The following is a 26,333-nucleotide window of genomic DNA, read 5'->3' on the forward strand; positions in this document are numbered from 1 at the left end:
AAACAACAAACCATAGTATGACGTATCTTAATATTGAAGAAGACATCCTTAAAAATAATGGTGCTTTGCATACTGCAAAAGAAATAGCCGGACAACCAAAACTATGGGAAACTATATTTGATAAAATAATTTCAGAACAAAAAGAAATAGGTTCATTTATGAACAACGTTCTTAATAGTGTTCAAAAAATTATTCTTACCGGAGCAGGAACAAGTGGCTATATAGGCTACTCAATAGAAGGGAGCTTACAGAGAAAAACGAACATTACAACTGTTTCTGTAGCTACTACTCATTTGGTATCACATCCAGAAGACTATTTTGAGCTTGATACTCCTACATTAATGATTTCTTTTGCAAGATCAGGAAATAGTCCAGAAAGTACCGCGGCGGTTAAGCTCGCAGATATGACTACTGATACCTGTTACCACCTTATCATTACTTGTAATGCTAATGGTAACCTCGCCAAACATACATTCAAAAATAATGGATACGTATTTATCTTACCCGAAGAGGCTGATGATAAAAGTTTGGCAATGACAGGAAGTTATTCTGGAATGTTATTATCTGCTTTACTTATTAATGACATAAAAAATATAGATTCTCTAAAACCGACGATTGATCAACTCAAAAAGTATGGTACTACTATAATCTCAGAAAAACTAGAGGCACTACGAGATATCGCAGAACTACCTTTTGATAGAGCTGTTTTTCTGGGTTCTGGCCCCCAATATGGTACCGCTATGGAATCACATCTCAAATTGCAAGAATTAACAGATGGACTGGTAATATGTAAGCACGATTCTTATCTAGGATTTAGACATGGCCCAAAAGCGGTAGTAGACCAAAATACCCTTATGATTTACTATCTATCTAATAAGGATGACGTATTACGCTATGAAAAAGACCTAGTACAAGGAATGGATAAAGGAAAAAAACCTTTATTTCAATTAGCAATAGCAGAAAAAAAGATAAACGATATTTCTAAGAATATTGATATGTTAATCGTATTATCAAATGATTCTTATACCATTGACGAACCCTATCTAGCTGTATCAAATATCACACTTGCTCAGGTATTAGGTTTTTTTAAATCATTAAACAAAAATTTACAACCAGACACCCCCTCTCTAAGCGGTGCTATTTCGCGTGTTGTCAAAGGAGTAACAATTTACTAGTTAACCAAAAAGGTTGACATATAAATATATAATAAACAGTTGTGTAAATGTATGAGTAACAAATACACAACTGGCATGTGGGGCAAAACGACATTTTCTACAGAATGTCGTTTTTCTTATTCTATCTAAATTCTATCTAATCTTTAGGACATACTCTATTTATCTCAAATTCTCACATTTTCTAATCATTCAAGAAATAAAAACTGTAACGGTTTTTAGAAACTTATTATATTTACTTTTCTCTATTGAATTTGAATAACAGAAAAATGAGTCTAAGAATATATTCTCATAGGAATTACCTGCCATAACACCCCCACTGCTAAACACTTATCGCCAAACACTTGCGTTTTTTTGACAAAAAAACATCTATTTCATTTATCTATATAAAAATACCATTCGTCTATACTAAAACCCCTTTGAACGAAAGAAAAGAAAAAACATTACTAAAAAAGAAGACCTTTATAATTGTGAAACAACAAATTTTGACTTAACTTAATAATCTGAAAAAATGAGTTTGAACTTTTTATTAATTGACGACGACGAAATAGAACGACTAAAATTTGCAAGAGTTCTGCAAAAAAATAATTACCCCCACAGTATTGTAGAAGCCAAGAATGGTGAAGAAGCATTAGAGATATTAGCTCAAAAAGAGCAACCGGATTTGATATTTTTGGATTTAAACATGCCAAAAATGAACGGTTTAGAGTTCTTAAGAGAGTTAAAATCAAATGCAGATTTGCGATACATCCCTGTGATTATATTAAGCACCTCTAACAATCATCAAGATCTTAAAGAGGCATATAAAATAGGAGCAGCAGGATATATTGTGAAACCATTAAAGTATGAAGATTATATGCATAAGATAAAATGTCTAATCGAATACTGGAGTGTTAATGAACTTCTACAAGTATAGCTACTTAACTTATAGAATGTATACTTATGAAAGGAATAGTGTTTACAGAATTTTTAGAACTAGTCGAAGACAAATTTGGACTCGAAGTAGTTGACAAAATCATACAACAATCCAATCTTTCGTCTCAAGGTGCCTATACAGCAATTGGTACGTATGATTTTTCTGAAATGTTAAGCCTTCTTACCCATCTTAGTGAACACACTAAAATAAGTATTGATGACCTTCTTCTTACCTATGGGGAGCACTTTTTTGCAATTCTAGCCAATAGCTACCCAAGCTTAATCAATACATATACTGATCCTATAGAACTTTTATCATCTATAGAAAATCATATTCACGTCGAAGTTCAAAAAATATATCCTAAAGCCGAATTACCCACTTTTGAGATAACAGAAAAATCTAATTCTAAGCTTGTTATGATCTACAAGTCAAGTAGAGCCATGTATAGTTTTGGATTAGGATTAATGCGCAAAACTTTTGAGCATTTTAATACCAAAGCACACATCAATTTTGAAAAACTTACCCCTACCGGAACCGAAGTAAAATTTAGTATCGTGGTAACAAATGAGTAGTGATGATATTCTTATATTAAAACGAGCGCTCGTAAGAGAAAAAACCGCTCGAAAACAAGCCGAAAAAATTCTTGAAGATAAATCAAGAGAATTATTTCTACTTACTCATGAACTTAAAGGTGCCAACGAAAAGCTACAAGACCTTATTGGTAAAAAAGAACTAGAGCTACAAGGAGTATTTGATAATTTGGTAGATGCCTATGTACTTATTGATGTGTATGGTAATATTCTAGAAATGAATAATGCTGCCAAAATACTTTTTGGATATGATATTACTGAAGAAAAAATTAACGTTATGTCTCTGGTTTACAAAGAAGATTACCAATACGCCATGACATCATTTCAGCAATTGGTATCAGAAGGTTCATTCACAGACTATCAAGCTAGAGTATACACCAAAAATAATGGCGTAAGAACAGTGCATATTAATGCTAGTCTTATTAAGGATAAAAAAAATAACTCGATAAGAGCTCAGGGAATTATTCGAGATATTACCGAAGAGCTAGAACAAAAACAGATATTCGAGGAGCAAAAAAAACAACTATCAGCTATTGTAGAAAACTCTTCCTTAGGCATTGCATTGACCCAACAGGATAAAATACTACAATGCAACAAAGCTTTTCAAGATCTTTTAGGGTACACCCAAGAAGAACTGTTATCAAAAGAAATTAAAGATGTCTCTTTGGCTATTCACAATGGTTCTCCGGCCGAATTTCTACAAAAAATGGAAAAAGGTGAAATAGATACCTTTTCTATGAATCAAAAATATATAAGGCAAGATCAATCAGCATTTTGGGCTAAGACAAATGTCGCAGCGGTTCGCAACCCAAATGGGTCTATAAAATACCAAGTGACTCTTGTAGAAGATATTACTGAACAATTAGAGTTTGAAAAACAAAGAGAAAAATTCGTCAAGGACCTCGAAAAAACGAATAATGAACTCAAAGATTACGCCCATATCGTTTCTCATGACTTAAAATCTCCTCTTCGTAATATTAATGCTTTGGTAAATTGGATTAAAGAAGACTATGGTGATGTCCTTAATACAAAAGGATTGAATCATTTCTCTATGATAGAAACAACATTAGAAAAAATGGAAACTCTAATAAATGATATTTTAAGTTATTCGAGCGCAGGAGATAAAGATAATCTAAATACCAAAAAAATAGACCTCAACTCTTTGGTCAATGATATTAAAAACATTGTGTTGATTCCTAAAACAACTTCGGTGAACGTTCTCAAAAAGTTACCCGTAATAAAGGGAGATGTAACAAGAATCCAACAACTTTTTCAAAACCTTATAGGTAACGCTGTAATCTATATGGACAAAGAAAATGGAAAAGTAGAAATTGATTACCAAGACAAGAATACCCATCATCTTTTTATCATTAGGGACAATGGTATTGGGATCAAAGAAGAATATCACAATAAAATATTCAAAATGTTTCAGTCTGTCGGAGATAACGAAAATTCTACTGGTGTCGGACTTGCCATTGTCAAAAAAGTCGTCGAGCTATATGACGGAGAAATTTGGCTCGAAAGTACTCTAGGCATTGGCTCCACATTTTATTTTACACTAAAAAAATAAACCTTATGAGATTTCAGCAATTCGAAAAGAAAAAAAATAAAAATTGGACCGCTCTGCAAGCTAATCATCTAACTCTTAAGAAACCACTCGTGTTGGTTTTTGGAAACCGATATGCTTTAGAAAACACAAATGTCTATGAAGAGGTAAAAGAACTTTTTCCTGACGGAGAAATTATTTTTGGCTCTACGGCTGGCGAAATTATCGGAGCACAAGTTCTAGATGACTCATTAACTCTTACTGCAATTGAGTTTGAAAAAAGTACCTACACTGTTTTTAGAGAAAATAGTTTTGATAATAATAAAGATGCCATACAATTAGGAAAAGCCTTAATCCGAAAAGTCCCCAAAGAAGGTTTAAAACACATTTTTATTATTTCTGAAGGAAGTTTTATTAACGGATCGGCATTAATAGAAGGCTTAGAAACTATGACTTCTAATGTAGCCATTACAGGAGGATTGTGTGGTGATGATGCTAGATTCGAAAAAACAATATCAGGATATAATGAGAACCCAAAAGAAGGAGAAGTGATATTAATTGCCTTTTACGGAGCATCATTAGAAATAAGTTACGCTCAATATGGAGGGTGGACCCCTTTTGGTCCAGAGCGAATTATTACAAAATCTGATCAAAATATATTGTATGAATTAGATAACCAACCCGCATTAGATCTATACAAGAAATATCTCGGTGACAAAGCTGCCGAACTCCCAAAATCGGCTTTGCTCTATCCTCTAAGTGTAAAAACTAAAAATAAGAAAGAATCAATCGTACGAACAATTCTGACCATCGATGAAGAATCAAATGCGATGATACTTGCAGGAGATGTTCCCGAAGGATCTATCGTACAACTTATGATGGCTAATATTGACCATATTGTAGATGGAGCATTGCATGCTGCAGAAATAGGAATGAAAAATCGAATCCACAAACCAGAACTAGCACTCTTAATTAGCTGTATTGGGCGCAAATTAGTGCTTGATCAACGTGTCGAAGAAGAAATAGAAGAGGTTATCGAAGCAATTGGATCACAAGCCACTGTAAGCGGATTTTATTCGTATGGAGAACTAGCTCCTTTTGCAGGAAATCAAAGTTGCGAATTACATAACCAAACAATGACATTAACTTTATTTAGTGAATAAAATGCATTCATTATTAGCACGACAAATCAGAAAATTTTTGACTCCACAAGCTCAAGAGTCTCAAAAAATAGAAAAATTTCTTCATGCTATTGATAGATCGTACCACAATTTTGAAGAACAGTTTGGTATGCTTCAACGAGCTATGGACCTAAGCTCTAATGAGTTATTCGAAGCAAATCAAAAACTACAACAAGAAGCCGAACAACAAAAAAAAGTAATTGCCCGATTAACAGATGCTACAAAAACATTACAAACGATAACCATCAAAAATCAACAAGGCAATAAACATGGTTCTGAGCTTAGTGGTATAGAGCTAGCTGTTATGATCGAAGAACAAGCATATCAAATTTCTGAAGCAGAAAAACAACGAGAATTACTTTTACAAGATTTAGAAAAAAGTAATAAAGAACTTAATGACTATGCACATGTTGTTTCTCACGATCTTAAATCTCCTTTGAGAAGCATTAATACTCTTATTAACTGGATTAAAGAAGATAGTGAGCGATTAGAACCTACGGTAAAAACAAATCTAGATATGATTGATCAAAATATCGAAAAAATGGATAATTTGATTAGTGGTATTTTAGAATATTCAGTAATCGATGATAAATCAAGAAATCTCGAATCCGAAATTGACCTTAATCAAGTAGTTAATGACATCATACGATTATTACAAATCTCTGATCATATTACTATAACTTCAGATATCTCACTACCAATCATATATGCAGACCCCGCAAGAATTAAACAAATATTTCAAAATTTGCTTAATAATGCAGTGAATGCAATAGATAAAAGAAAAGGAGAAATTATAATTCTTTTTGAAGACAAAGAAGATTTCTGGCAATTTGGAGTCAAAGACAACGGAAAAGGAATTTCTAAAAAATACCACGACAAGATATTTCAGATGTTTCAGACCTTGGATACAGAAAAAAAATCAACGGGTATTGGTTTGTCCATTGTAAAAAAAATAGTGGAGTTTTATCATGGTACCATTTGGATCGAATCCCAAGAAGGAATAGGGACCACCTTTTATTTCACATTAAAAAAATAAAACATGAACGAAATCCCTAATCTAAATTATATCAAAGAATTAGCAGGTGACTCTGAAGCCTTTAAAGAAAAAATAATTGGTATTATCAAAAGAGAATTCCCCGAGGAAAAAAAAGAATTTTTACAAAATTATACAGCACAAAATCTTGGCAAGTCAGCAGAGAATGTGCACAAATTAAAACACAAAATAGGAATGTTTGGTTTCGAAGATGGATATCAAACTGCTATTGACTTTGAAGAAGAACTAAAAAAAAAGAATACTTCTTTATATCCAAAATTTATGTTAATTTTAGAATCTATAGAGCATTTTCTTGAAACCCTTTAAAACGAAACTTGTATGAATTGCATTATAATTGATGATGAAGAGACCGCAAGAGTTATTACACAACAACTTTGCTCACAAGTTGATGAGCTTAATGTTATAGAAGATTTTCCTAATGCAATGCAGGCTATCAAATTTTTGAATAAAGAGGAAGTAGATTTAATATTTCTAGATATTCACATGCCTGATTTTACCGGGTTTGATTTTATTGATACCCTCAAAAACCCTCCTAAAATCATACTTACCACATCTGACAAAAATTTTGCTCTAGAAGCTTTTGAATATGAGTGTATAGTAGATTACCTAGTAAAACCAATTACACTACCTAGATTTATTAAAGCTATTCAAAAAGCTGAAAGCGCCCAGACTGCACCTACCTCAGAAACAGTCAAAGAAAATGATATAGAATCCTCTTCTAATAGTACAGAACAAAAAGAATTATATATTAATATCGACCGCCGACTTATCAAAATTAATATCCCAACTATCAATATGATCGAGGCAAAGGGAGATTATATACTTATAAAAACAGAAAGTCAAAATTATACTGTACATTCTACACTAAAAAAAATAGAAGAAAAATTACCTGATGACCTTTTTCTAAAAGTACATAGATCCTATATCATTAACATAAAGAAAATCATAGACATAGAGGACAATAGTGTGCTTATTGCCAAAGATGTAATCCCAGTAAGTAGATCAAATCGACCCGAATTAATGAAACGCCTCAATATGCTATAAATATTTATCTGAGCATAAAACCCACTCACCTATATTAATATACTACTGATCGAATAAAGGCCTTACCTAGCACTTCTATAGATTAATTTTAAGTATCTGAAAAACTTAATAATCTATAACGCTATGAAAAAAATTACTCTTTTAATCTTTTTGATTACAGGTTCTATAATAATTGCACAACAGCCCTTTGATTGTAATGAAGGAAACTTCTATCAAGTAATCTCTGGTGTAATGAAAGCATACGATCCAATAACCGGTTCTTATTCTGAAGCTTTACACTCATACTCTGCGTACAATGCAGGAGGATACAACATCGAAGACAATTACTTATATGCAATCAAAAATAGCGATAGGCATTTACTAAGGATTGCCAAAGACATGGTAATCGATTTAGGAGAAGTAACTATAAATGGTACCACCGAGTTTGGAGGAGGATATGCCGCTGATATTGATGATCAAGGAAATCTTTGGGTTTTTCAGAATACCGACAAAATAAGTTTCCACAAAATAACAAACCTTACTACATATGATGGTACGTCCTCTCCGACTTTTGAAATTGTACAAGCAGATGTAGCATCACCGAGTAATTGCGCAGATATAGCATTCGTTAATGGTTCTTTTTACGGAGGAAGTAAAGGAAAATTATTTACTTGGGATCTTTCTTCGGGTACACCTGTGTTTTCTAGTAAAACAGTGGCGAACCTACCAAATAGTACTTTTGGCGCAGCTTATGCAGATGCGACTAATCGATTATACTTGTCTGATAATAAAGGTGGGCTATATCTTATTAATGATTACACCGAAGCATCTCCTACAGCAGTATTACTTAATCTAACAGAAACAACAAACTCTAATGATGGTTTTAAATGTGCATCTGGAATTTCTCCTCTGGACAGAGACCAAGACGGTATTCTAGATTCTATGGATGCAGATTGTGATGGCGATGGTATTACAAATACTGCAGAATCTAAGGGGATTGATCCCTATGGCGATCAAGATGGAGATAATATGTATAATTATTTAGACAACGATTTTAGTGGTAACGGTAATAATGTAGTACAAGATGCCTTTGATAGAGATGGTGATGGTAACCCCGATTTTCTGGATATTGATTCAGATAATGATGGTATTTATGATATTGTAGAGGCTGGTCATGGTGACAAAGACACCAATAATGATGGTGTATACAATGGTTTTGACGCTGGATATATAGACAGCGATAATGATGGTGTTGCAGATTTTTTTGACACAGATCACGCAACCACTGACTTTACTCCTCTAGATACTGATAACGATACAATATATGATTGCTATGATACGGATTCTGATAATGATGGTATTGTAGACATTATAGAAGGACAAAATCCTGGATCATATACAGGGCTTTCTGGCATAGATCAAGATAAAGATGGGATGGATGATGCGTTTGATCCTGATTTTGGAAACACCACAAATGGAACTGTAAATACAGATAATCAAGACGATGGATACGATCATCTTGATATAGACTCTGATAATGACGGAATCTTAGATAATACTATAGCCTATGATTACGATGGTGATGGCATTGCAGAAACAACCCCCTCAGGTATTGATAATGATGAAGATGGGTTAGATGATAATTACGATTTAAGAAAGAGTAGTTTTGATCCAGAGAATGGAAACCAAACCCCATCTAGTTTTCCTGTACCTGAAATATGTGACAGATATAACTATCTAGGAGATTTTACTTCTGATGGTACTCCCCTATACTTTGATGAAAAAGATACCGTAAGTCAAGAAACGATTGATATGATAAACAATGCCTTACCAGAAGGGTATCCTGTTCCTGACTATAACCCTCATTATATTTCCTCTGGATATGACACTGACGTCATTCTAGAAGAACAAGCCGATATTTGGATAACATTCGTAGGAGAAGGTGCTGGTTACAAAAATACTTTAGGTTTTTACACCTATGACAAAGATGCTCCTTCGGTAACTGCTCCAACTCCAGAAGATATTACTATTGTTTTTCCGAATGTATCAGCTGTAGGAAGCGGTGGTAGCTTAGAAGTTGGTGATAAAGTAAAGATAGGGACATTCTCTGCTAATACTGGTATCGGATGGGTACTTTTGGCAAATGCATGGTCTGACGGCTGTGTAGGAACTGGTCACTGGCAAGTTCATTCGAATCCAGATTATAACCCAGAAAGTAACGCATCTTTGAGATATCACAACGTTTTGTTATCAGACCCAGACAATGAGAGAATCATCCTTGGTTTTGAAGATATTAGAAGAGATTATGCTTCTTGTGATCAAGATTTTAATGATGCTTTATTCTATATTACAGCAAGCCCTTATACTGCAATTAAGACCACGAATTATGTAGGTATCGAAACAGCTACTCCGGTAACTTCTGGTAACAATGGTGGGTTAGAAAGTAACGGAGATTTGGCTAACCTTATCGCTAAGCGTAACTTTATAAGAACAAAAACCAATGCTGTGTTTAATACTAAAAAAACACAAAAAAGCTTTCAACCGGGTATTAAATCATATAAGTCGAGTAACAACGAAGATCTAAGTGTTCACTTTCCTAAAACAGGAATGTTAGGTACTGAGACTACTTATGTCTCAAGTCCCGAAGATTTATTAGGAATTACCAATGCCCAATCCGTATTCTCTGTAGATTACTATGATGGCGAAGAAAGAGTTGCTGCAGCTCTGGCAACCTCAACAAAAGGAACGATATATGACCATTCAAAAACTATTTGTGATCGTCTTAATGGTTCTACTTTATTAGATGTAAGAACAGTAAACATAAAAAACCATACCCTTGTAAGCACGAGAATAATGCGTGCTACCGGAGAAATTGAATATACGCTGACCTTTTCTATAAAAAAGGAAGATGCAGAAAATGAAGTATATAGCTTATGGAATATTAATGAATATCCTGCAGGTGATTATATCAACTTTCAGGTATGGGGAGGATCTGTTTCACAAGTATCAAATATTGCAAACCATATTTTAGACTCTTTTTTGGCTAACAAACCGATAAGAAGTCACAAAGTAAGTAATAGTATCCCAACCGTATTTGTACAAAAAGGTTTTTATGCTAACGGAAAATTAACTCTTGATATCATAAATAAATTAGGAGCTACCCACATGATTTTTAACGGAAATATCCGGAAGACGGAGCAAACCTCTGAAACGAATATCAACAAGACGATAGCATTATCAGGAGCATACTCAGAACAAATCTCAATTGATACAGGGCACTTATTCGATATAGGGTTCTCAATTGCAGGAGAACACTCTACAAAATTAGATGCATTATACCTTGCAGATGGGCCATGGGGTATTGATTACTTACAACAAGGAGTTGTTATTGACAGTTTTGAAGTTATTGAGCATCACAAAAAAGCAAGTGATCATGAATATACCATAGAACGTAATGCCATTGTGCAAGGAGAAGTAAAAGAAACTATAAATCTTTTTAGAAACATTCTTGCTGGTGACCTTACTTTTGATGTCTCTAACTTCGATGCAGTACAATTCGAAATGACAAGTAATACAGATATAGAACTTATTCTTGTAACAGAAGGACTTACCGATTGGAATAACAGGTTGAGATACACCATTACTGCTACAGATGAAAATACAATGCATACTATCTCATTTGCAGATTTTACAAATAACAACAATAAAAGTGAAGAAATTAACAGAGTGAGAGGTATTGTGTTTTCAGTACAAGGAGACTACCAAACCTTCATCCCTTTTTATCTATCTGTTTCTGATCTGGCATTTACAAATACCACAAAAGATACGCCAGCTCCAGAATCAGTAGAAGAATTAGAAGAAAGTGAAGTAGCAGAAATAATCGAAGAAGAAACGGTACAAATTATAGAAGAGGTTAGCAAACCAATAAGATTAATGAACTACCCTAACCCCTTTACTACGACCACAACCATACAATTACCTGATACAACAAATGAAACATTAGAAATAATGGTTATCGATATGGTAGGAAGAACAGTACGTCATGAGCAGGTTGCCTCAAAAACTACCGCGCTTACTTTTAAGACAAGAAACCTGACTCCAGGTATGTATCAATACATTATAAAAGACATAAACAATAAGCAATATATAGGTAATTTATTAATACAATAAGTAATGAAATAGTTTAGTTTCAAAATTTGGGTAAGACGAGGATAACTGTTGTAGTTATCCTTGTCTGTTTTTTAACCCGCTTTATGCAGTAGAAAATTTATTATTTCTATGGAATTACTACCTACTGCCTATGCATACCACATAAAAAAACAGTCACCTTTTAATAGGCGACTGTTTCTTACTTTTTTATTTTAAATAGTTACTTTTAAATACTGAGCTTTGGCAGCACCTAAAAAGATTGTAGCCATACCCCCAATTTGGAATAGCGGCTCTTAAAAGTTGGTCGAGTCATCGAGATCAGAAAAATTTCTAAAATCAACATGATGTCTTACTTCATTTGTATTTCCTTGATTATCGATAATAGTGTGAGTAACATATATTCTGGTTGGTCCGGTGATCTCCATTCCAGGTTCAGGGTTTTGTCTTACGGTAAGATACGAATCACAATTGTCATCCATATTAAGTGTATATACCAAGAAAGATCTATAGTCTCCTACCTTCGATGGAAAATTTGGCACCCAATGTGTTCGCCCTCTGCATATGGTCCCACCACTTACTCTGTAACAAGGTGGATCGATAGTAGGTTTTTCATTGTCCATATCACAACTGTTACCTAAAAGAACGTAGTAATTTGCTTCCTCCCATGTGTTCCATGAAGAGGAAAGATCAGTAGACCAATACATTCTTTTATTAGCACCAGGATACCAGATAGGTAATGCCAAATATAGGTCTCTATTACTATCCAGAACATAAACAAAATTATCATCTTCCCATTCTACAGTAAAAGTAATCGTATCCTCACCAAAATAATTTTCCTCCTGTACGATATCTCCGTTTCTATAAAAGTCTGATACTGTACTACCTACTCCATACCATACTTGATTTCCTACTTCTGGACCATATACTTGGTTTTTGGTTTGTGATTCGCTGGTGTTTTTGTTGCCCGGTAAAGGATTCGATAGTTTTGCTGTTTCTGTAGGAATATTTAGATCCTTCAGAGGGATTTCTGAAATGCTAGACTCTAACTCCTGTATTTCTTGGGTCTCATCAAAAGTTTCTACATCCTCTTTGGTACATGAGAATGTAAAGATGCTAAAAATTACAATTACGTAATAAGTAAGGTTTAATTTCATAATAAATTGCTTTGTATGTGAGTGCCTAAAAATATTTCCTTTTCTTTAAGGAGACACCCCTGCTTTCAGGGAATTTGACGTATAAAAAATCAATCCTCTTACAATATCATACATTGCTTAAAAGAAAAATCCTAACCTTATTCTAGTTACTACAACATAACCTAAAAGCACAGATTTTGCATCTTACCCTTGCATTACACAATCACTGAATCCCCGACTATTTAAAGCGCTCAATAAAGGTTAGTGCATAGGTTCTATAATATTCTAATTCGAAATCCTCGATAGATAGAATCTTAATTACATTTTGTGAATACCAAGCAGGAGATCTTTCTTTGTCACCCATTTGCGCTGCACCCCATCGGTTTTCTAATTCTATAATCTTTTTGAATTTTGATTTTTCAAACCTCTCTGTATTAACAATTTGTTCAAAACATTTAGAAATTTTTTTATTAGCTACTGTATCAGTGACCCGTATTTTTGAAGTAAATTCATAAGCATTACTAAAATCAACAACTTCGCCTTTTGCCACTTTTTCATATAACTGATAATAACTCTCGGGTTCTCTTGATTTCAAAATTCTCTTTTTTATCAAAAGACTCTCATATTCAGAAATAGTAGTGTTTATATGGTCTTTTTGTTGTGTAGATAAACAATTCATCATACATTCTTGTATGTCAAACTCGATTCTTTTATTTTGACTATTGCAATAAATTGTAAATAAAAAGAAAAGGATAATGTACCTTAACGTGTGTGTTTTCATATGCTATATATAAGTTCTATACTTCAAAAGTACTTGTTATACTACTATTGACACTACCTGTTTTCAGTTACATTGGTATATCTATGCTCTATAACCCATTACTAAACCTCAATAATCCCCTATCCAGAGTTTGAAACTTCATACCTCGCTCAGCAAAACCTTACGATTTTGAGACAGATACACCGCCTAACCTCTTCTTACCCATAACCAACACCAGATATATATGCATTTAGCATCTTTCACCTAAAAAATAGTTCATCAAAACAACTATAATGATAGCGAATATTTTTGTAAATAAGCAATTAACAGCTATCAAGAATGTATGGTGTTAACAAAAGTTCAAAACACAACAATCGTAATTACTTTTGTTATTTTTTTGAGTCAGGTTAAGCTCCGTAATTTAGTTAACATCTCAAGAAACCATCAAGTATTACTATAGTTCTGTTTTATTTATATCACAAAATATAGTCCCAAAAAACACATTTTATTATGTAAATTCAAGATGTAAGTAGTATTGCATGATATCGTTACACGAAACCAAAGTAAATACAAATTAAAGCAATAGTGTCAAAAAAACCATGTACCGCAACAAGAAACCACAAATCATATTTGCGCAAGTAGAATATCAGGGCTAAGAGTGCACCGACAACCCCTGTAACAAGTTGTCCTGTAATCCCTTGATAACTATGCATAAAGCCGAAAAAACAAGAAAGTAGGACAATATTAAGTACAATACTAACTTTGCTTTCTCCAAAGAATTTTACAAATTGTCGCATAAAATAACCACGAAAGATAATTTCTTCTCCGAATCCTGCAGAACCCCACACTATTAATAATGCAATCAAACAGGCAGGGAGATTTCCTCTCAATTGATCAAAACTTGAATAATCTATAGGAGCTCCTGTGAGTTTTGTAATTCCGGGAACCAATATAAAAACATAAAAAACAAAGAGCCCTAGTGCAACTAAGGGAGCAAATACTAAGATATTTTTGAATGTAAATTTTTCACGTTGAAACCCTAGTGCCGAAAATGGTTTTCCTTTGTATTCTATATAATTCGCTATAATAATTAATATAGAAATAATGATATTTTCTATATAACTTATACGGATTGGTCCAAACCATAAAAAACAGATAATTGCAATGGTAATTAATGGAATTAATGTTTGTCGTAAGCTAATTTTGTTCATTGTTTTTGATTTCAAATTCTAAACGAAATAATGAACAAATTCTCTGAAAACCCCTTTAAATACTTATGTTTTTACTGAATGGTCATAAATTTGTAACTGAATAGTCGATAGTTTTTGGTATCTTTTATTGAAACCAATCCATAAATGCTTTTCTCTTGTAACGACTGATATTAATTTCTGCTATTGCATCGTTTTTAATAGAGGCTTTTAGCTGAATACGTAACTTACCATTTTCAATCTTTTCAATTTGGTCTACGGCATCTTTGTGAAGGATAATTTTTCGATTGGCTCTAAAAAATAATTGATCGTTTATTTTTTCTTCCAGTTCATTCAATGTGAAATCAGTATTCATTGTGCTACCGTCATTTTGAACTGTGTATACAATTTTATTTTCGCTATAAAAGCATGCAATATCTTCATAAGTAAGTTTGGTTGTTTTTGCACCACTTTCAATCGTGATTTCAGCACTTTTTACAGATACAATATACAAGCCGTACATAGTGCGTGCATAAACCAATATGACACCAATAAAACTCAGTAATAAGGTAAGCAACAAACCTATTAGCAAATAATAGAATATTGTTTGACCACCTACAACTTTATCTACAATAATATTTACAGGAATATACATGATGGTAATATATCCTAAAGTAGAAGCTAGAAATCCTGCGATAGTGCTAGCTTCTACTTTTTTAGAAAAATACTTCTTCTTGTAAAATTTAAAATTAAGATGCGCTATGACCCCAATGAACGTGGATAAAATAATAGACGCCAAGAATCCTTCAATGGGAAATCTGTATGATCCACCATCCGGAAAACTGTCTCTTGTTGCTAAATGGTTGACCACCAAAGAGAAAATTATCAATACAATTGCTCTCTGAAACCAAAGCCATGCAGAACTACTGATACATATATGCCATGCTTTTTTTACTGTATTCTTGATTGGTTGTGTACTACTCATGAATCAAAAGGGCTTTTCTTTAGATTCAAAAGTAAAAAATAATTTCTCCATAGAATTTTGTCAAGAATATTACTCGTCATTCATTAAATTTACTTCGAGTATTTTTGCATCAAATCTATTATTTGGATCTCATCACGGAATAAAAAATCATGTATGATCCCTTGTTCACTTCATTTTACCCACTTGGCAAAGTAAAGGCAAAGTCTCCCGACTTTGAGCGATCCTATGCTGTTGACTCTCTTATTGGCAAGTTTTGAGTCAAATTATAGCAATCTATACACTCGTTGTAAATGCCCCAAAGTCAGGAGACTTTGGATAGCAGGAAAACATTCTTATTTTATCTTGGATATCTGCGAATCTTTCACAAAAGATATCAAATATCTCAACAGCCGTAACTTCTATCATATTTAATAAAAAAACAAGTTATTCAATATAGTTTTGTTTTGCAATACAAAGTTATTGGTTGTGCTGATATGACATTTTACAAGACAATGTCATTTGTATTGTAAATCAGCTTTTTGAACATTATAAAACATCATACAAAAGCATCTATTTTTCAGGGTGTCTTTTTGTTTTTTTGTGATATTCTACATCGATACGCTCACGATACTCTTTCCTATAATTAATAGGGGTTTTGCCCGTTACGCGACAAAATTGTAGCGAGAAATAGGAATGATTCTCAAAACCACATTGATAAGCAATTTCAGAAATACTATCATCAGTTTCTTGTAATAACTTTGTACCCCTATGTATTCGATATTCATTTAGATACTCGACAAAAGGTTTGTGAGTCAATGTCTTGAACATTCTGCAAAAAGAATTTGTAGTCATACCAATATGTTTTGCAACATCTTGTGTACTAACCTGAAGACTATAATTTTTGTTAATGAATTCGAATATTTTAGTTACCTGTTTGTTTTGCGCATACCGATCACTGACTCCCTCTTTGATCAAAACTTTTTTTGATGTTGACAATGACAATTCATCAAGCAATCCAAATATTGACAGTAACTGTTTACCCTGTGTTAGTCCCAAAATGTTTTCAAACATAGGAGCAACTTTATTTTTTGTTTCGGTATCAAAAACCAAAAATCGCTTAGAGAGATGTAATAATCGAAGTAAATATGTAAACTCTGGAAATAACTTTAAGCGCTGCTCGACAAAAACATTATCAAAATGAATGACAATTTCATAATTATTCTCGAACATTGTATTAGAGAAACCAAAATGAGGAATACAAGGCCCCATAAAAATTAATGTCCCATTGTTATAGTTAAATTCAATTCCTTCAATATTTATTTTCCCGCTCCCGTTTTTTACAAAGACAATTTCATAACTATTATGAAAATGTAACCCATCATGGGTACACGGGATTTTCTTATCAAATTTTTCTATCTGAAAAGCACTTTGAAAAGAATAGGATACAGGTCGGAAAGAAGGTTTCATTATCGCAAAATTATCTAAAATATATCTATTTTTTATTACAAAAGAATATATTGTGTTAATATTAGAATAGATATTTATATTTCTACTACCATGATCATAGTTTCTTTGCAAGAAAGAAATCTTATGAAATCCTTACGCCTTATTTTTTCTGATATGCAATATTTTGCTCCTGTATGGGTATTTGCTTCTATCAACATAGTAACAGGAACTTGGGTTCTTTACCTTCCTCATATAAAAATAAAATTTGGTTTCAATGACGCTCAAATGGGCACCCTGTTTTTTTTTATGGCATTGGGACTACTTATTTCAATTCCTTGTGTTCCCTATATAAATAAAAAAATTGGAGTTGGGCATTCTACTAAAATTGGAATTATAGCATATGCATTACTTTTCAATCTTCCTCCATTAGCACCTAGTTATTGGGTATTATGCTTATACTTGCTTTTGATCGGTATTGCTTCGGGGTTTACTGATGTCTCTATGAATGCATTAGTTTCTACAATTGAAAAAAGAAATCAACAAAATTTTATGTCTGCGGCTCATGGCTTTTTTAGTTTAGGAGGCTTTATTGGTGCAGGAGTAGGAAGTTTAGTGATTATTCTTTTACCTTCTCCTAGTTATCATATGCTTCTTATATCATCTCTAATCATTCTTTCCAATATACTTTTATTCAAGAAATATGATCAAGTAAAGGAATTCATTGAAAAAGAAGCTCAAAAAAGTGGTCGTATATTTAAAGATATCAAACCCATTCTAGCACTTTCAATATTAGCTTTTATAAGTATGTTTAATGAAGGTGCCGTAGAACATTGGAGTAATTTATTCCTTTTTGAGGTCGCACAATTGTCACATAATCAATCTGGTTTGGGGTTTATTCTATTTTCATTAACGATGACACTGGGTCGTTTTCTTGGAGATGACATTAGTTATAAAATTGGGGCTATTAGAACTATCAATTACGGATGTATTTTGGGAATTGGTGCTTATCTCTTGGTTTTATCATCCAACCCATATATGAGCACCATGGGATTTGGATTTTTAGGACTAGGACTTTCTGTGATTATCCCCGAAATCTTTAGACTGGCGGGGCGCACCCAGGGAATTTCTGCTTCCTTGGCGATATCAACAGTATCCGGCATTGGGTTTATCGGTTTTCTTATAGGACCTATTGTTCTAGGCCTCATTTCCTATAGAAGTTCTATAATCATGAGTTATGTGTTTTTGTTACTGCTAGTATCCATTGCTTTGTGTATTAATTGGTTCAAAATCAGAAATACTTATAATACAAATGCCCTTCGGAATAACCGAAGGGCAAAAAAATAAAGCCAAAAGATATGTATATATGAGGACAAAACTTGGTTCCCTTACTCAAATAAATTCTTAAACGCACACAAGAACAAGTCTTTCACCCTGTATATTATCGTACTTCTTCTGTACCATCACTATACAAGGCAAATCGCCCTTTATTTTTTGCATGCACTACCTCTGTTTCTTTCCATGGCCATCCACCAAATTGAGTGACACTATATTCTCTCATAGCATCTCTAATTTCTTCTTGCGTATTCATTACGAAAGGCCCGTGCTGTGCTACAGGCTCCTTAATAGGTTTTCCTTCAAGGATCAAAAAATAAGACTCCGTAGTTCCGTTTTCGAATACTATATCCTCTCCTGCAAGGGCAGTGATACGTTGATTTTCTACTACATTTTGACCATCTATCGTTACCGATTCTCCCTTATAGTAAAAAACGGTTCGATTAGCTTCGGCACTTGTTTTAGGCAGTGTCCACAGCGCACCCGGATCCATCTTTACGGTATATACACCAACTGCATTTTCTTTGTTGGCAGCCCATGAATCTGGTGTGGGATCTAATGCCTGAATCTCTGCCAAATTACCCGCTATAATTTGCACGGTAGTTGTCTTACCGGTATTATCTTTATGTAGAAGTTCCGGGATTTTCTCTGCCCATAACATTTTGAAATGTGGTTCGACCATTTTAGATACTTTAGGCAAGTTCAACCAGATCTGAAAAATCTCTAATGGGTTTCCATTTTCCTCATTAATCATAGGAAACATCTCAGAATGCTGAATACCTCTTCCTGCAGTCATCCACTGTACATCTCCTGTCATAAATCGACCTGCAGCACCTAGTGAGTCTGAATGATCGACAACACCTTCTTTGTTAATGGTTATTGTTTCGAACCCTCTATGAGGGTGGTACGGAAATCCAGGGATGCTAGAGCCATGATACATACGCCATCCTTCTTTCAACATAAAATCCTGACCTATATTTCTGCCATACAAGTGTTCTGTATCTATCCCCATCTTATCATTTCCTGAAGGATACTCATCTCTATGATATGCACAAAACAAAAATGGATCTTGTGTTTTCCATGGGAATCCTAACGGTTCAATAGTTAAAATCTTACTCATGATTATTTTTTTAAAGCGCTACTTGAGCGATTATTAATTTGATATAATTATATCCTAAACATTATTACTTTTCTTTTTTTCATTGCCAAAAAAAGAAACAAAAAAGTCTAGGCTTACGAAACTTTGTCTAAATTTTTTGCTCAACCCCTGAATTTCAGAAACTCAATACGCTCAAACAGTCTGAAATTCTTCGGAGTTTTCACTTCAAATTTCACGACAAACTTTCGATAGGCCAAAAAAACATAACATCTTACAGTGTCCCATAAACCCAAAAACTTAGAGCCAAAAGACTAATTTTCAATTTTTTAATTACAAAACACCAGAACGTTTTGGATGCTATTTATTTAATATAATAGTACATGTAGCGTATATGTCATATTAAGTTTTACCTACCTTAGTATCTGCAATGAAGTACTTATAATTAAAATACTATTATTTGTATCAAATGTATGCACATATATGATGGTATGCATTCATCTAGATTAATTAATAGCTCCTATCTTGACCGGGCAATCTTTCCTCGTATCGTACTTAGCGCTTGTGGAGTAATGCCCAGATATGTAGCTATCATATGCTGCGGAATTCGATTGAGTAATTCGGGGTACGTTTCTACAAAATAGGTATATCTGTCGATAGCAGGAGCACTCATTAACATCAGGACTCTACGCTGTAAAACACCCATTCTTCGGTATAATAGCTTCGCGTTGTTCACCATGGCTTCTTTGGATAAATCGGCCTTAAAAAGACAATCTTTATCAAAAACGACAATCTCTGAGTCTTCTAAACAATCAACATATAACTCTACGGGTTTATTAAACTCTAGGGATTCGACATCGGCAATGATCCACCCTTCGGGAGCAAACATAAAAATATGTTCTTTACCCTTACTGTCAATAATATAGCTGCGTAATAGCCCCTTTTTTACAAAAAATGTATGTACATGATGATCTCCAAAATGTTGTAGAATATCTCCTTTTTTATAGGTTCTTGTAGTTGCATTAGGATCAAGATATAAGATGTCACTCAGATTTTTCATTTAAACTTTTTAGTTTTAATTATCTATAACTACCATAGACCGTTTTGCAGATAATAAAAATACGAAATTCATCATAGTGTCTAAACCACTTAATCTTGTCTCAACGCTTCAATCTTTTTATCAAAAACAGGTGTGCTTAGAAAATACCATTTTAGACGAAAGCCTACCTCACCAAACTCAAAACCAGCAGCGGTAGCCGAGGCAATATTACTGTATTTACCATATATATACGCATCAAAGCGCTCAGAAAAATGATGCCCAAGTTTTGCTTCTGTTCTAAATGTTGATGTAGCAGGATCCTCTTCTACAAACTGCTGTCCTAAAGCGGCACTTAGATGATAATACCAATCTTTACTTTTGTCACTTAATACTTCTAAAAACAACTCCCCTAACTTAAATTGATCTGGGCTAAAATAGATAGTAGGAACTTGCTTATCGAATGTTATATATTGAAAATTCACTCCCCCTTTTATCACAGGTTTCTTATGCATGGTATAATATAAAGAGGTAAATAACAAGTTTCTACTATTTGTATCAGTTTGCGAAGTATGTATCAATTGAGTAAACCAACCTAAATTAATAGTAGTACCTAGATTATAGGTAAGGATATAATTATTCATAATAATTTCTCGATTTAACAAATCCGCATTAAAATTTTGTAATTCGCGCGTGTATCCAAAATTCAAGGTCTGTAATCTCCATGGTTTTAATGACAGTGTTGCTCGTGCAATAATTGCTGTATAATCTGTTGTAAAACCTTGGGTACTATTGACACCTATCTTAGCTTGCAAAGAAGTACGACCGCTAAATTTATATTCACTTCCTAACCAAAAATCATGAGAGCTTGCCTCAAATTTTGTCATTGTATTTTTGGTAGTCCTATAGTCATACTGCACCATAGTTTTTGCATTAGTAGAAATAGGTACTTCTGCTTTTAAGTGTACTGCTATTGCCTCGTTATCACCGTTATCAAAGGTTAATGCGGTTTTCTCTTCGACAAAGGGAGTATGCGACTTCTTTAGCACTTTTATCAGCTTTTCGGCATCAGGCTGTTTGGGATACTGCTGTAAGGTTTTGAATGCATATTCATACGATTTCATATCATCCCCCAATGCTCGATACGCATTAGAAATCCCCAAATTACCATCAAAAGAGGTGGTATCTTGTTCTAATATTTGCTCATAATGCTGTAAACTGGTTTTAAAATTACCTCGATACATTCCCCTAGTAGCCCGCAGCGAAGGTATCGCTATATCCTGCGGATAAAAAGACTGTAACTGGTCTGTTGCTATCTTAGCACTTTTATATTTTTGATTCCATAACAAGGCTTGTATATATCTTGCTTGTGTTGATACATATAGTATCGAATCTTGTTTGAACCGGGCAACTCGATTTTTGGCGTCTGTAGCAATGCACAATGCTTTTTTTTCTTTACTTCTTTTATGCGCTACCAATGCAAGACCATTTAAAGAAATGATACTATCCTTTGCATCTACTGCCAATGCAATATATGCCTTTTGGGCCTGCACTAAATCATTGCTCATTAGTCCGATATTCGCTATGGTTAATTGAGTGTCTTTATCATTAGGAAAGTCTATTAAATTCTCTTTTAACAACGCTATAGCATCCGCATACTTTTTTTCTTGAGCCATAGTGTTAGCATATCCCAAACGAATGTATTTTCTAGAGACCATTGCGTTAGGATTTCCTTTTTGAATCTTTAATGCAGCGGCCACTGTATTAAGAGCCTGCTCATATTTTTTTAAATTAGATAACGTATTTGCATATCCTAATACTGCAGGAAAGCTTTGTGAATTCTCAATAATCAGTTTTTCATAAAAAACTTCTGCTTGTATAAATTGTTTATCCCACAGTAAAGCTTCTGCATAGTTTAATTTAATTTCAAAATCATTCGGGTACTCTTGCTTTAGCTTAATAAAAAGTGATAATGCATTAGTAGAGTCTCCTAATAATCCTATTGCCCTACCATAGCATAAACGAGCTGTTCGATGTTGAGGGTAGTCCCGTAATACATTCTCAAAAAAAAGTTTAGCTTTTGCATATTTCCCTGTTTCTAATGCATCAAAACCTTGTTGAAGCTCTTGCGCAATAGTACAAACCGGAATACATACTATCAAAAAAACAAAAAGTAGTAATCGAAGCATATAGGTAACTAAGTTTTAGGTGTTCAAGTTTTAACGTGGGGTAGTTATTACAAGTTAAGCATATCTTTTAATAGAATTGATGGTATATGACAGAAAATATCCTCTATTCGTCTACAGCAAAATGCTTTCTGTCGAAATCTAATAAAAAAAAGTGCTTACTCGCCTCATATTTGTAGAAATAGAAACCCCCAAATTAAGAGATTATGGCATTCAAGATTACAAACAATCAAGGAATATTAGAAGTAAACGGAAATATTATCGGAGAAAACACCGTCTTTATGAGATCTTATTTCGAAGAATTATTAAGCGATACTGATAAAATTGTACTCTCATTAGATCATGTCAAAACAATTGATTTAAATGGTGTAGAAGCAGTAACAACATTATGTAAAAAAGCAATGGAGCTTAACAAAATTTTTTATGTGATCGGAAAAGATAATAGAAGTATTTCTAACGCTTTTGGGAAGATGAACTACATCCTGAGACATGATTTTATATAAATCAATTTCTATATAAAACCCAAAGAGCAATGAATATAAGAAACAACGCAGGCACTTATGAAGTTTTAGGAGAGTTTACCTCGTTATACAATAATGAGATACAGGAATACTTTGATTACCTGCTAGATCATTACCAAGAAATAGTCATGTCTCTAGAAAAAGTAAAAAAAATAGATGCAGTAGGAATCGAAACTCTTAATCGAATCTATACCAAAGCGACTAAAAGAAGTAAAGTATTGTTTGTATTAGGAACTAAAAATACTATTGTAGTCAATGCACTTAAACAAAATCAATTAACTCATATTTTTAGAAATGATTATTAGTACATCAATATCAAAACTAAGTGCTGAACAAAAATTCATGTGTAGTGTATTGATCGTGAATGCGGGCAACTATCTCTACAATTTGGCATTAGGAAGAATTTTAGGCCCCGAATTATTTGCAGACGCAGCACTACTGATTACTTTTCTATTGATTGTGTCTTTTATTGCAATGACATTTCAATTAGCAACCGCGAAGTTTTCTGTACTTTTTGAGAAAGAAGTATTTACAAATTTTGTCGCTATTAGTTATAAATATGCTTCAATAGCTGGTATCGCTCTGGGAGTAGCTCTGATCGTTTTTGCTAAAGATTTACAACATATGTTTAATACTCAAACACATTTTATGTTTGTGTTTTTTGGTCTGGGTATCCCTGTCTATTTTATAATGAGTGTCAACCGTGGTATTTTACAAGGTAAAAACAAATTTGATGATCTCGCCAAAACGTATCAAGGCGAAATGATTAGTCGCCTCATTATTACCCTAGTACTTCTGTATGTATTGTCTTCTGTACAATCCTCGATAATCATAGCTATCGGACTTGTTGTTTCTTTTGTAATAGGTCTTTATCCTTTTAAAACAAAAAAAGAAAACCTAATAAAAAAAGCAACCTTATGCCCAAAAGATTCAAAAAGGGTGATTCGCTTTTTTGTGTTAACGGCGTTTTATGAATGTACTCAAATCATTATTAATAATAGTGATATACTACTGGTAAAACACTATTTCGAAGAATATGATGCTGGTCTATATGCTTCTTTGGCATTAATAGGTCGAGTGGTATATTTTGTCGCTTGGATGTTCGTGATGCTATTATTGCCCAAAGTAGTTCAAAAGCAAAAAGATGGAGAAGAACATACGTCAATTCTATTTAGATATGTTGGTTATATAACTATTCTTGCTATTGCTATTGTATCAGGATGCTACCTATTTCCAGAAACAGTTATCAAACTATTATTCGGAAGCGAGTATATTTTTATAGCACCATTATTATGGAAATACGCTATCGCTACTTCGTTATTCGCAATATCAAATATTTTTGCATACTACTTTCTATCATTAGACCGCTATATCCCAGTATTATTATCCGGTATATTAGGAATCTCACAGATTGTTTTAGTTGTGCTATTTCATAGTTCATTAACACAGGTTGTAACTATGCAAATTATAGCCATGGCTGTTTTATTAGTTGTACAGGGAATCTATTTTTTTAGATTTGGCAGATAAGCTACCAGAGGTATCCATCTATCTATACATAGCTGTCGCTCATCGAAAAACAGTAAAAACATCTTACAATTAGAACCATATTTGTAGTGTAACCCAAAATAATGAAAAAATGAAACTAGCCATTGTAACTGCCTACCCGCCTAGCAAAGTAACATTAAACGAATATGCATATCATTTGGTAAAAAGTTTCAGACAACACCAGAATGTAACCGAATTGATCCTATTAACAGATACGACACCTGATCAAGCCGATATTGAGTTTAGTGAGTTAGGTTGCAGAGTTACCATTAAGCAATGCTGGACATTTAATTCATACACTAACATCTTTTCTGTCATGAAAGCGGTACGTCAGTCAAAGCCTGATACCGTACTATTCAATTTACAGTTTATGAAATTTGGTGACAAAAAAATACCTGCTGCACTTGGCTTATTATTACCTTTTCTGTGTAAGTTAAAGAACATCCCAACCATAGCATTACTTCATAATATATTAGAACAAGTAGATTTAGGAAGTGCTGGTTTTACTAATAATAAAATTTTACAAAGAACCTATAACCTAATTGGCAACTTTTTGACCAGATGCATTCTTGCTGCTGATAAAGTAGCAGTAACCATACCTGTATATGTAGATATTCTTAAAGAAAAGTACAAAGCAAAAAATGTTACGCTTATTCCTCATGGCACATTCGAAATCCCCAAAGAACCTACATATAGCATAAAAGAAGGCCCTATTAAAATAATGACTTTCGGAAAATTTGGAACCTATAAAAAGGTAGAAATCATGATAGAAGCGGTAGAGATAGTGCGTAAAAGAACGAACAAAAATTTAGAAATTGTAATTGCAGGTACCGATAATCCGAACGTACCTGGATACCTAAAATCAGTACAACAAAAATATAGAGAAGTACCTCAACTAACTTTTACGGGTTATGTAGAAGAAAAAGATGTGGCTACAATTTTTGAAGAAAGTGCCATGGTTGTATTCCCATACACCTCAACAACAGGTAGTTCTGGAGTATTACATCAGGCAGGAAGCTATGGTAAGGCAGTTGTTATGCCAGACCTAGGAGATCTCAGTATTTTAGTAAAAGAAGAAGGATATAGAGGAGAGTTTTTTAGCCCTACAGATGTGCAAAGTCTAGCAAATGCAATTGAAAAAATTGCCATCGATCCTGAGTATCAAATGGCTCTTGGCAAAGCAAATTATAATGCCGCCACTGCATACCCTATGAGTAAAATTACCCAAATGTACCTCAATGAGTTTAAAACAATCCAAATGGAAAAAATAAAAATAACCAAATCAAAGAAAACCATAAAAACAGCACCTCAACATCATATCGTCAATTAGTGACTCTATCACGCAATGATACCCGAGATTACCCCTACAACATCATGTAAGCTTTGAATTAGAGATAAATGTTGTTTCAACCTAATTTTCAGATTAATAAGTACTAATTTTCTTTTATCTCGAATTTAAAGTTTACATGAAATAATTTAGTTTTTTTTATATTCAT

General features: G+C 33.5%; 22 protein-coding genes. 14 read left to right on the top strand and 8 right to left on the bottom strand.

The genetic code is table 11. The annotated features are described in order from the left end of the window. Nucleotides 1–17 precede the first annotated feature (17 nt). From DZ60_RS22715 to DZ60_RS0108125, 9 genes are all read left to right on the top strand, one after another. Nucleotides 18–1,175, top strand: a complete 1,158-nt coding sequence (locus DZ60_RS22715; RefSeq protein WP_051477605.1) for an SIS domain-containing protein — start codon at nucleotides 18–20, stop codon at nucleotides 1,173–1,175. Nucleotides 1,176–1,683: 508 nt separating this feature from the next. Further along, the gene (locus tag DZ60_RS0108090) at nucleotides 1,684–2,088 is read left to right on the top strand and encodes a response regulator (RefSeq protein WP_025741586.1); all 405 of its coding nucleotides are present in this window, start codon (nucleotides 1,684–1,686) and stop codon (nucleotides 2,086–2,088) included. A 26-nt stretch (nucleotides 2,089–2,114) separates the two neighbouring features. Continuing rightward, the gene (locus DZ60_RS0108095) at nucleotides 2,115–2,660 is read left to right on the top strand and encodes a heme NO-binding domain-containing protein (protein ID WP_025741587.1); all 546 of its coding nucleotides are present in this window, start codon (nucleotides 2,115–2,117) and stop codon (nucleotides 2,658–2,660) included. Next, nucleotides 2,653–4,248 (top strand): sensor histidine kinase, encoded by a 1,596-nt coding sequence (locus tag DZ60_RS0108100; protein WP_025741588.1) that lies wholly within the window; start codon nucleotides 2,653–2,655, stop codon nucleotides 4,246–4,248. The genes DZ60_RS0108095 and DZ60_RS0108100 overlap by 8 nt, the downstream gene beginning before the upstream one ends. Before the next feature lie 5 nt (nucleotides 4,249–4,253). Next, nucleotides 4,254–5,387, top strand: a complete 1,134-nt coding sequence (locus DZ60_RS0108105) for an FIST signal transduction protein (protein WP_025741589.1) — start codon at nucleotides 4,254–4,256, stop codon at nucleotides 5,385–5,387. 1 nt (nucleotide 5,388) lies between these two features. Next, the gene (locus tag DZ60_RS0108110; RefSeq protein ID WP_025741590.1) at nucleotides 5,389–6,441 is read left to right on the top strand and encodes a sensor histidine kinase; all 1,053 of its coding nucleotides are present in this window, start codon (nucleotides 5,389–5,391) and stop codon (nucleotides 6,439–6,441) included. 3 nt (nucleotides 6,442–6,444) lie between these two features. Next, nucleotides 6,445–6,765 (top strand): Hpt domain-containing protein, encoded by a 321-nt coding sequence (locus DZ60_RS0108115; protein WP_025741591.1) that lies wholly within the window; start codon nucleotides 6,445–6,447, stop codon nucleotides 6,763–6,765. A 12-nt stretch (nucleotides 6,766–6,777) separates the two neighbouring features. Continuing rightward, nucleotides 6,778–7,503, top strand: coding sequence for a LytR/AlgR family response regulator transcription factor (locus DZ60_RS0108120; protein WP_025741592.1), 726 nt, complete (start codon nucleotides 6,778–6,780; stop codon nucleotides 7,501–7,503). Nucleotides 7,504–7,626: 123 nt separating this feature from the next. Further along, nucleotides 7,627–11,652, top strand: coding sequence for a DUF6923 family protein (locus DZ60_RS0108125; protein WP_025741593.1), 4,026 nt, complete (start codon nucleotides 7,627–7,629; stop codon nucleotides 11,650–11,652). A gap of 272 nt (nucleotides 11,653–11,924) precedes the next feature. Here the strand turns inward: DZ60_RS0108125 and DZ60_RS0108130 are convergent, their stop codons facing one another. The 5 genes from DZ60_RS0108130 to DZ60_RS0108155 all read right to left on the bottom strand — a co-directional run bounded on the left by DZ60_RS0108130 (nucleotide 11,925) and on the right by DZ60_RS0108155 (nucleotide 17,142). Then, entirely contained in the window at nucleotides 11,925–12,785 is an 861-nt protein-coding gene (locus DZ60_RS0108130) for a hypothetical protein (protein ID WP_025741594.1), read from the bottom strand. Between the two features lie 217 nt (nucleotides 12,786–13,002). Further along, nucleotides 13,003–13,446 carry a hypothetical protein gene (locus DZ60_RS0108135; RefSeq protein ID WP_152537395.1) on the bottom strand — a complete coding sequence of 148 codons (444 nt, stop codon included), beginning with the start codon at nucleotides 13,444–13,446 and terminating at the stop codon, nucleotides 13,003–13,005. Between the two features lie 626 nt (nucleotides 13,447–14,072). Continuing rightward, the gene (locus DZ60_RS0108140) at nucleotides 14,073–14,735 is read right to left on the bottom strand and encodes a CPBP family intramembrane glutamic endopeptidase (RefSeq protein ID WP_025741596.1); all 663 of its coding nucleotides are present in this window, start codon (nucleotides 14,733–14,735) and stop codon (nucleotides 14,073–14,075) included. 124 nt (nucleotides 14,736–14,859) lie between these two features. Then, entirely contained in the window at nucleotides 14,860–15,696 is an 837-nt protein-coding gene (locus DZ60_RS0108145; protein WP_025741597.1) for a LytR/AlgR family response regulator transcription factor, read from the bottom strand. A gap of 549 nt (nucleotides 15,697–16,245) precedes the next feature. Then, entirely contained in the window at nucleotides 16,246–17,142 is an 897-nt protein-coding gene (locus DZ60_RS0108155; RefSeq protein WP_152537396.1) for an AraC family transcriptional regulator, read from the bottom strand. 123 nt (nucleotides 17,143–17,265) lie between these two features. Here DZ60_RS0108155 and DZ60_RS0108160 point away from each other — a divergent pair, with 123 nt between their 5' ends. Then, nucleotides 17,266–18,465, top strand: a complete 1,200-nt coding sequence (locus DZ60_RS0108160) for an MFS transporter (protein WP_025741599.1) — start codon at nucleotides 17,266–17,268, stop codon at nucleotides 18,463–18,465. A gap of 94 nt (nucleotides 18,466–18,559) precedes the next feature. On the opposite strand, the gene DZ60_RS0108165 is transcribed toward DZ60_RS0108160, so the two are convergent. The 3 genes from DZ60_RS0108165 to DZ60_RS0108175 all read right to left on the bottom strand — a co-directional run bounded on the left by DZ60_RS0108165 (nucleotide 18,560) and on the right by DZ60_RS0108175 (nucleotide 22,774). Continuing rightward, nucleotides 18,560–19,573 (bottom strand): pirin family protein, encoded by a 1,014-nt coding sequence (locus tag DZ60_RS0108165; RefSeq protein ID WP_034229108.1) that lies wholly within the window; start codon nucleotides 19,571–19,573, stop codon nucleotides 18,560–18,562. 496 nt (nucleotides 19,574–20,069) lie between these two features. Further along, entirely contained in the window at nucleotides 20,070–20,609 is a 540-nt protein-coding gene (locus DZ60_RS0108170) for a Crp/Fnr family transcriptional regulator (protein ID WP_025741601.1), read from the bottom strand. 89 nt (nucleotides 20,610–20,698) lie between these two features. Beyond that, a complete protein-coding gene (locus DZ60_RS0108175) occupies nucleotides 20,699–22,774 on the bottom strand; it encodes a tetratricopeptide repeat protein (RefSeq protein WP_025741602.1) in 2,076 nt (691 codons plus the stop codon). A gap of 203 nt (nucleotides 22,775–22,977) precedes the next feature. On the opposite strand from DZ60_RS0108175, the gene DZ60_RS0108180 reads away from it, so the two are divergent. The 4 genes from DZ60_RS0108180 to DZ60_RS0108195 all read left to right on the top strand — a co-directional run bounded on the left by DZ60_RS0108180 (nucleotide 22,978) and on the right by DZ60_RS0108195 (nucleotide 26,167). Further along, entirely contained in the window at nucleotides 22,978–23,274 is a 297-nt protein-coding gene (locus tag DZ60_RS0108180; RefSeq protein ID WP_025741603.1) for an STAS domain-containing protein, read from the top strand. A 29-nt stretch (nucleotides 23,275–23,303) separates the two neighbouring features. Further along, nucleotides 23,304–23,597 (top strand): STAS domain-containing protein, encoded by a 294-nt coding sequence (locus DZ60_RS0108185; protein WP_025741604.1) that lies wholly within the window; start codon nucleotides 23,304–23,306, stop codon nucleotides 23,595–23,597. Next, nucleotides 23,587–24,819 carry an oligosaccharide flippase family protein gene (locus DZ60_RS0108190; RefSeq protein WP_025741605.1) on the top strand — a complete coding sequence of 411 codons (1,233 nt, stop codon included), beginning with the start codon at nucleotides 23,587–23,589 and terminating at the stop codon, nucleotides 24,817–24,819. The genes DZ60_RS0108185 and DZ60_RS0108190 overlap by 11 nt, the downstream gene beginning before the upstream one ends. A gap of 109 nt (nucleotides 24,820–24,928) precedes the next feature. Then, a complete protein-coding gene (locus DZ60_RS0108195; RefSeq protein WP_025741606.1) occupies nucleotides 24,929–26,167 on the top strand; it encodes a glycosyltransferase in 1,239 nt (412 codons plus the stop codon). The last annotated feature ends 166 nt before the right edge of the window (nucleotides 26,168–26,333 follow it).

Source organism: Aquimarina pacifica (assembly GCF_000520955.1).
GTDB lineage: Bacteria > Bacteroidota > Bacteroidia > Flavobacteriales > Flavobacteriaceae > Aquimarina > Aquimarina pacifica.

Coding starts and splice junctions, on each gene's coding strand:
- DZ60_RS22715 (WP_051477605.1), top strand. CDS start 18: ATGACGTATCTTAATATTGAAGAAGACATCCTTAAAAATAATGGTGCT.
- DZ60_RS0108090 (WP_025741586.1), top strand. CDS start 1,684: ATGAGTTTGAACTTTTTATTAATTGACGACGACGAAATAGAACGACTA.
- DZ60_RS0108095 (WP_025741587.1), top strand. CDS start 2,115: ATGAAAGGAATAGTGTTTACAGAATTTTTAGAACTAGTCGAAGACAAA.
- DZ60_RS0108100 (WP_025741588.1), top strand. CDS start 2,653: ATGAGTAGTGATGATATTCTTATATTAAAACGAGCGCTCGTAAGAGAA.
- DZ60_RS0108105 (WP_025741589.1), top strand. CDS start 4,254: ATGAGATTTCAGCAATTCGAAAAGAAAAAAAATAAAAATTGGACCGCT.
- DZ60_RS0108110 (WP_025741590.1), top strand. CDS start 5,389: ATGCATTCATTATTAGCACGACAAATCAGAAAATTTTTGACTCCACAA.
- DZ60_RS0108115 (WP_025741591.1), top strand. CDS start 6,445: ATGAACGAAATCCCTAATCTAAATTATATCAAAGAATTAGCAGGTGAC.
- DZ60_RS0108120 (WP_025741592.1), top strand. CDS start 6,778: ATGAATTGCATTATAATTGATGATGAAGAGACCGCAAGAGTTATTACA.
- DZ60_RS0108125 (WP_025741593.1), top strand. CDS start 7,627: ATGAAAAAAATTACTCTTTTAATCTTTTTGATTACAGGTTCTATAATA.
- DZ60_RS0108130 (WP_025741594.1), bottom strand. CDS start 12,785: ATGAAATTAAACCTTACTTATTACGTAATTGTAATTTTTAGCATCTTT.
- DZ60_RS0108135 (WP_152537395.1), bottom strand. CDS start 13,446: ATGATGAATTGTTTATCTACACAACAAAAAGACCATATAAACACTACT.
- DZ60_RS0108140 (WP_025741596.1), bottom strand. CDS start 14,735: ATGAACAAAATTAGCTTACGACAAACATTAATTCCATTAATTACCATT.
- DZ60_RS0108145 (WP_025741597.1), bottom strand. CDS start 15,696: ATGAGTAGTACACAACCAATCAAGAATACAGTAAAAAAAGCATGGCAT.
- DZ60_RS0108155 (WP_152537396.1), bottom strand. CDS start 17,142: ATGAAACCTTCTTTCCGACCTGTATCCTATTCTTTTCAAAGTGCTTTT.
- DZ60_RS0108160 (WP_025741599.1), top strand. CDS start 17,266: ATGAAATCCTTACGCCTTATTTTTTCTGATATGCAATATTTTGCTCCT.
- DZ60_RS0108165 (WP_034229108.1), bottom strand. CDS start 19,573: ATGAGTAAGATTTTAACTATTGAACCGTTAGGATTCCCATGGAAAACA.
- DZ60_RS0108170 (WP_025741601.1), bottom strand. CDS start 20,609: ATGAAAAATCTGAGTGACATCTTATATCTTGATCCTAATGCAACTACA.
- DZ60_RS0108175 (WP_025741602.1), bottom strand. CDS start 22,774: ATGCTTCGATTACTACTTTTTGTTTTTTTGATAGTATGTATTCCGGTT.
- DZ60_RS0108180 (WP_025741603.1), top strand. CDS start 22,978: ATGGCATTCAAGATTACAAACAATCAAGGAATATTAGAAGTAAACGGA.
- DZ60_RS0108185 (WP_025741604.1), top strand. CDS start 23,304: ATGAATATAAGAAACAACGCAGGCACTTATGAAGTTTTAGGAGAGTTT.
- DZ60_RS0108190 (WP_025741605.1), top strand. CDS start 23,587: ATGATTATTAGTACATCAATATCAAAACTAAGTGCTGAACAAAAATTC.
- DZ60_RS0108195 (WP_025741606.1), top strand. CDS start 24,929: ATGAAACTAGCCATTGTAACTGCCTACCCGCCTAGCAAAGTAACATTA.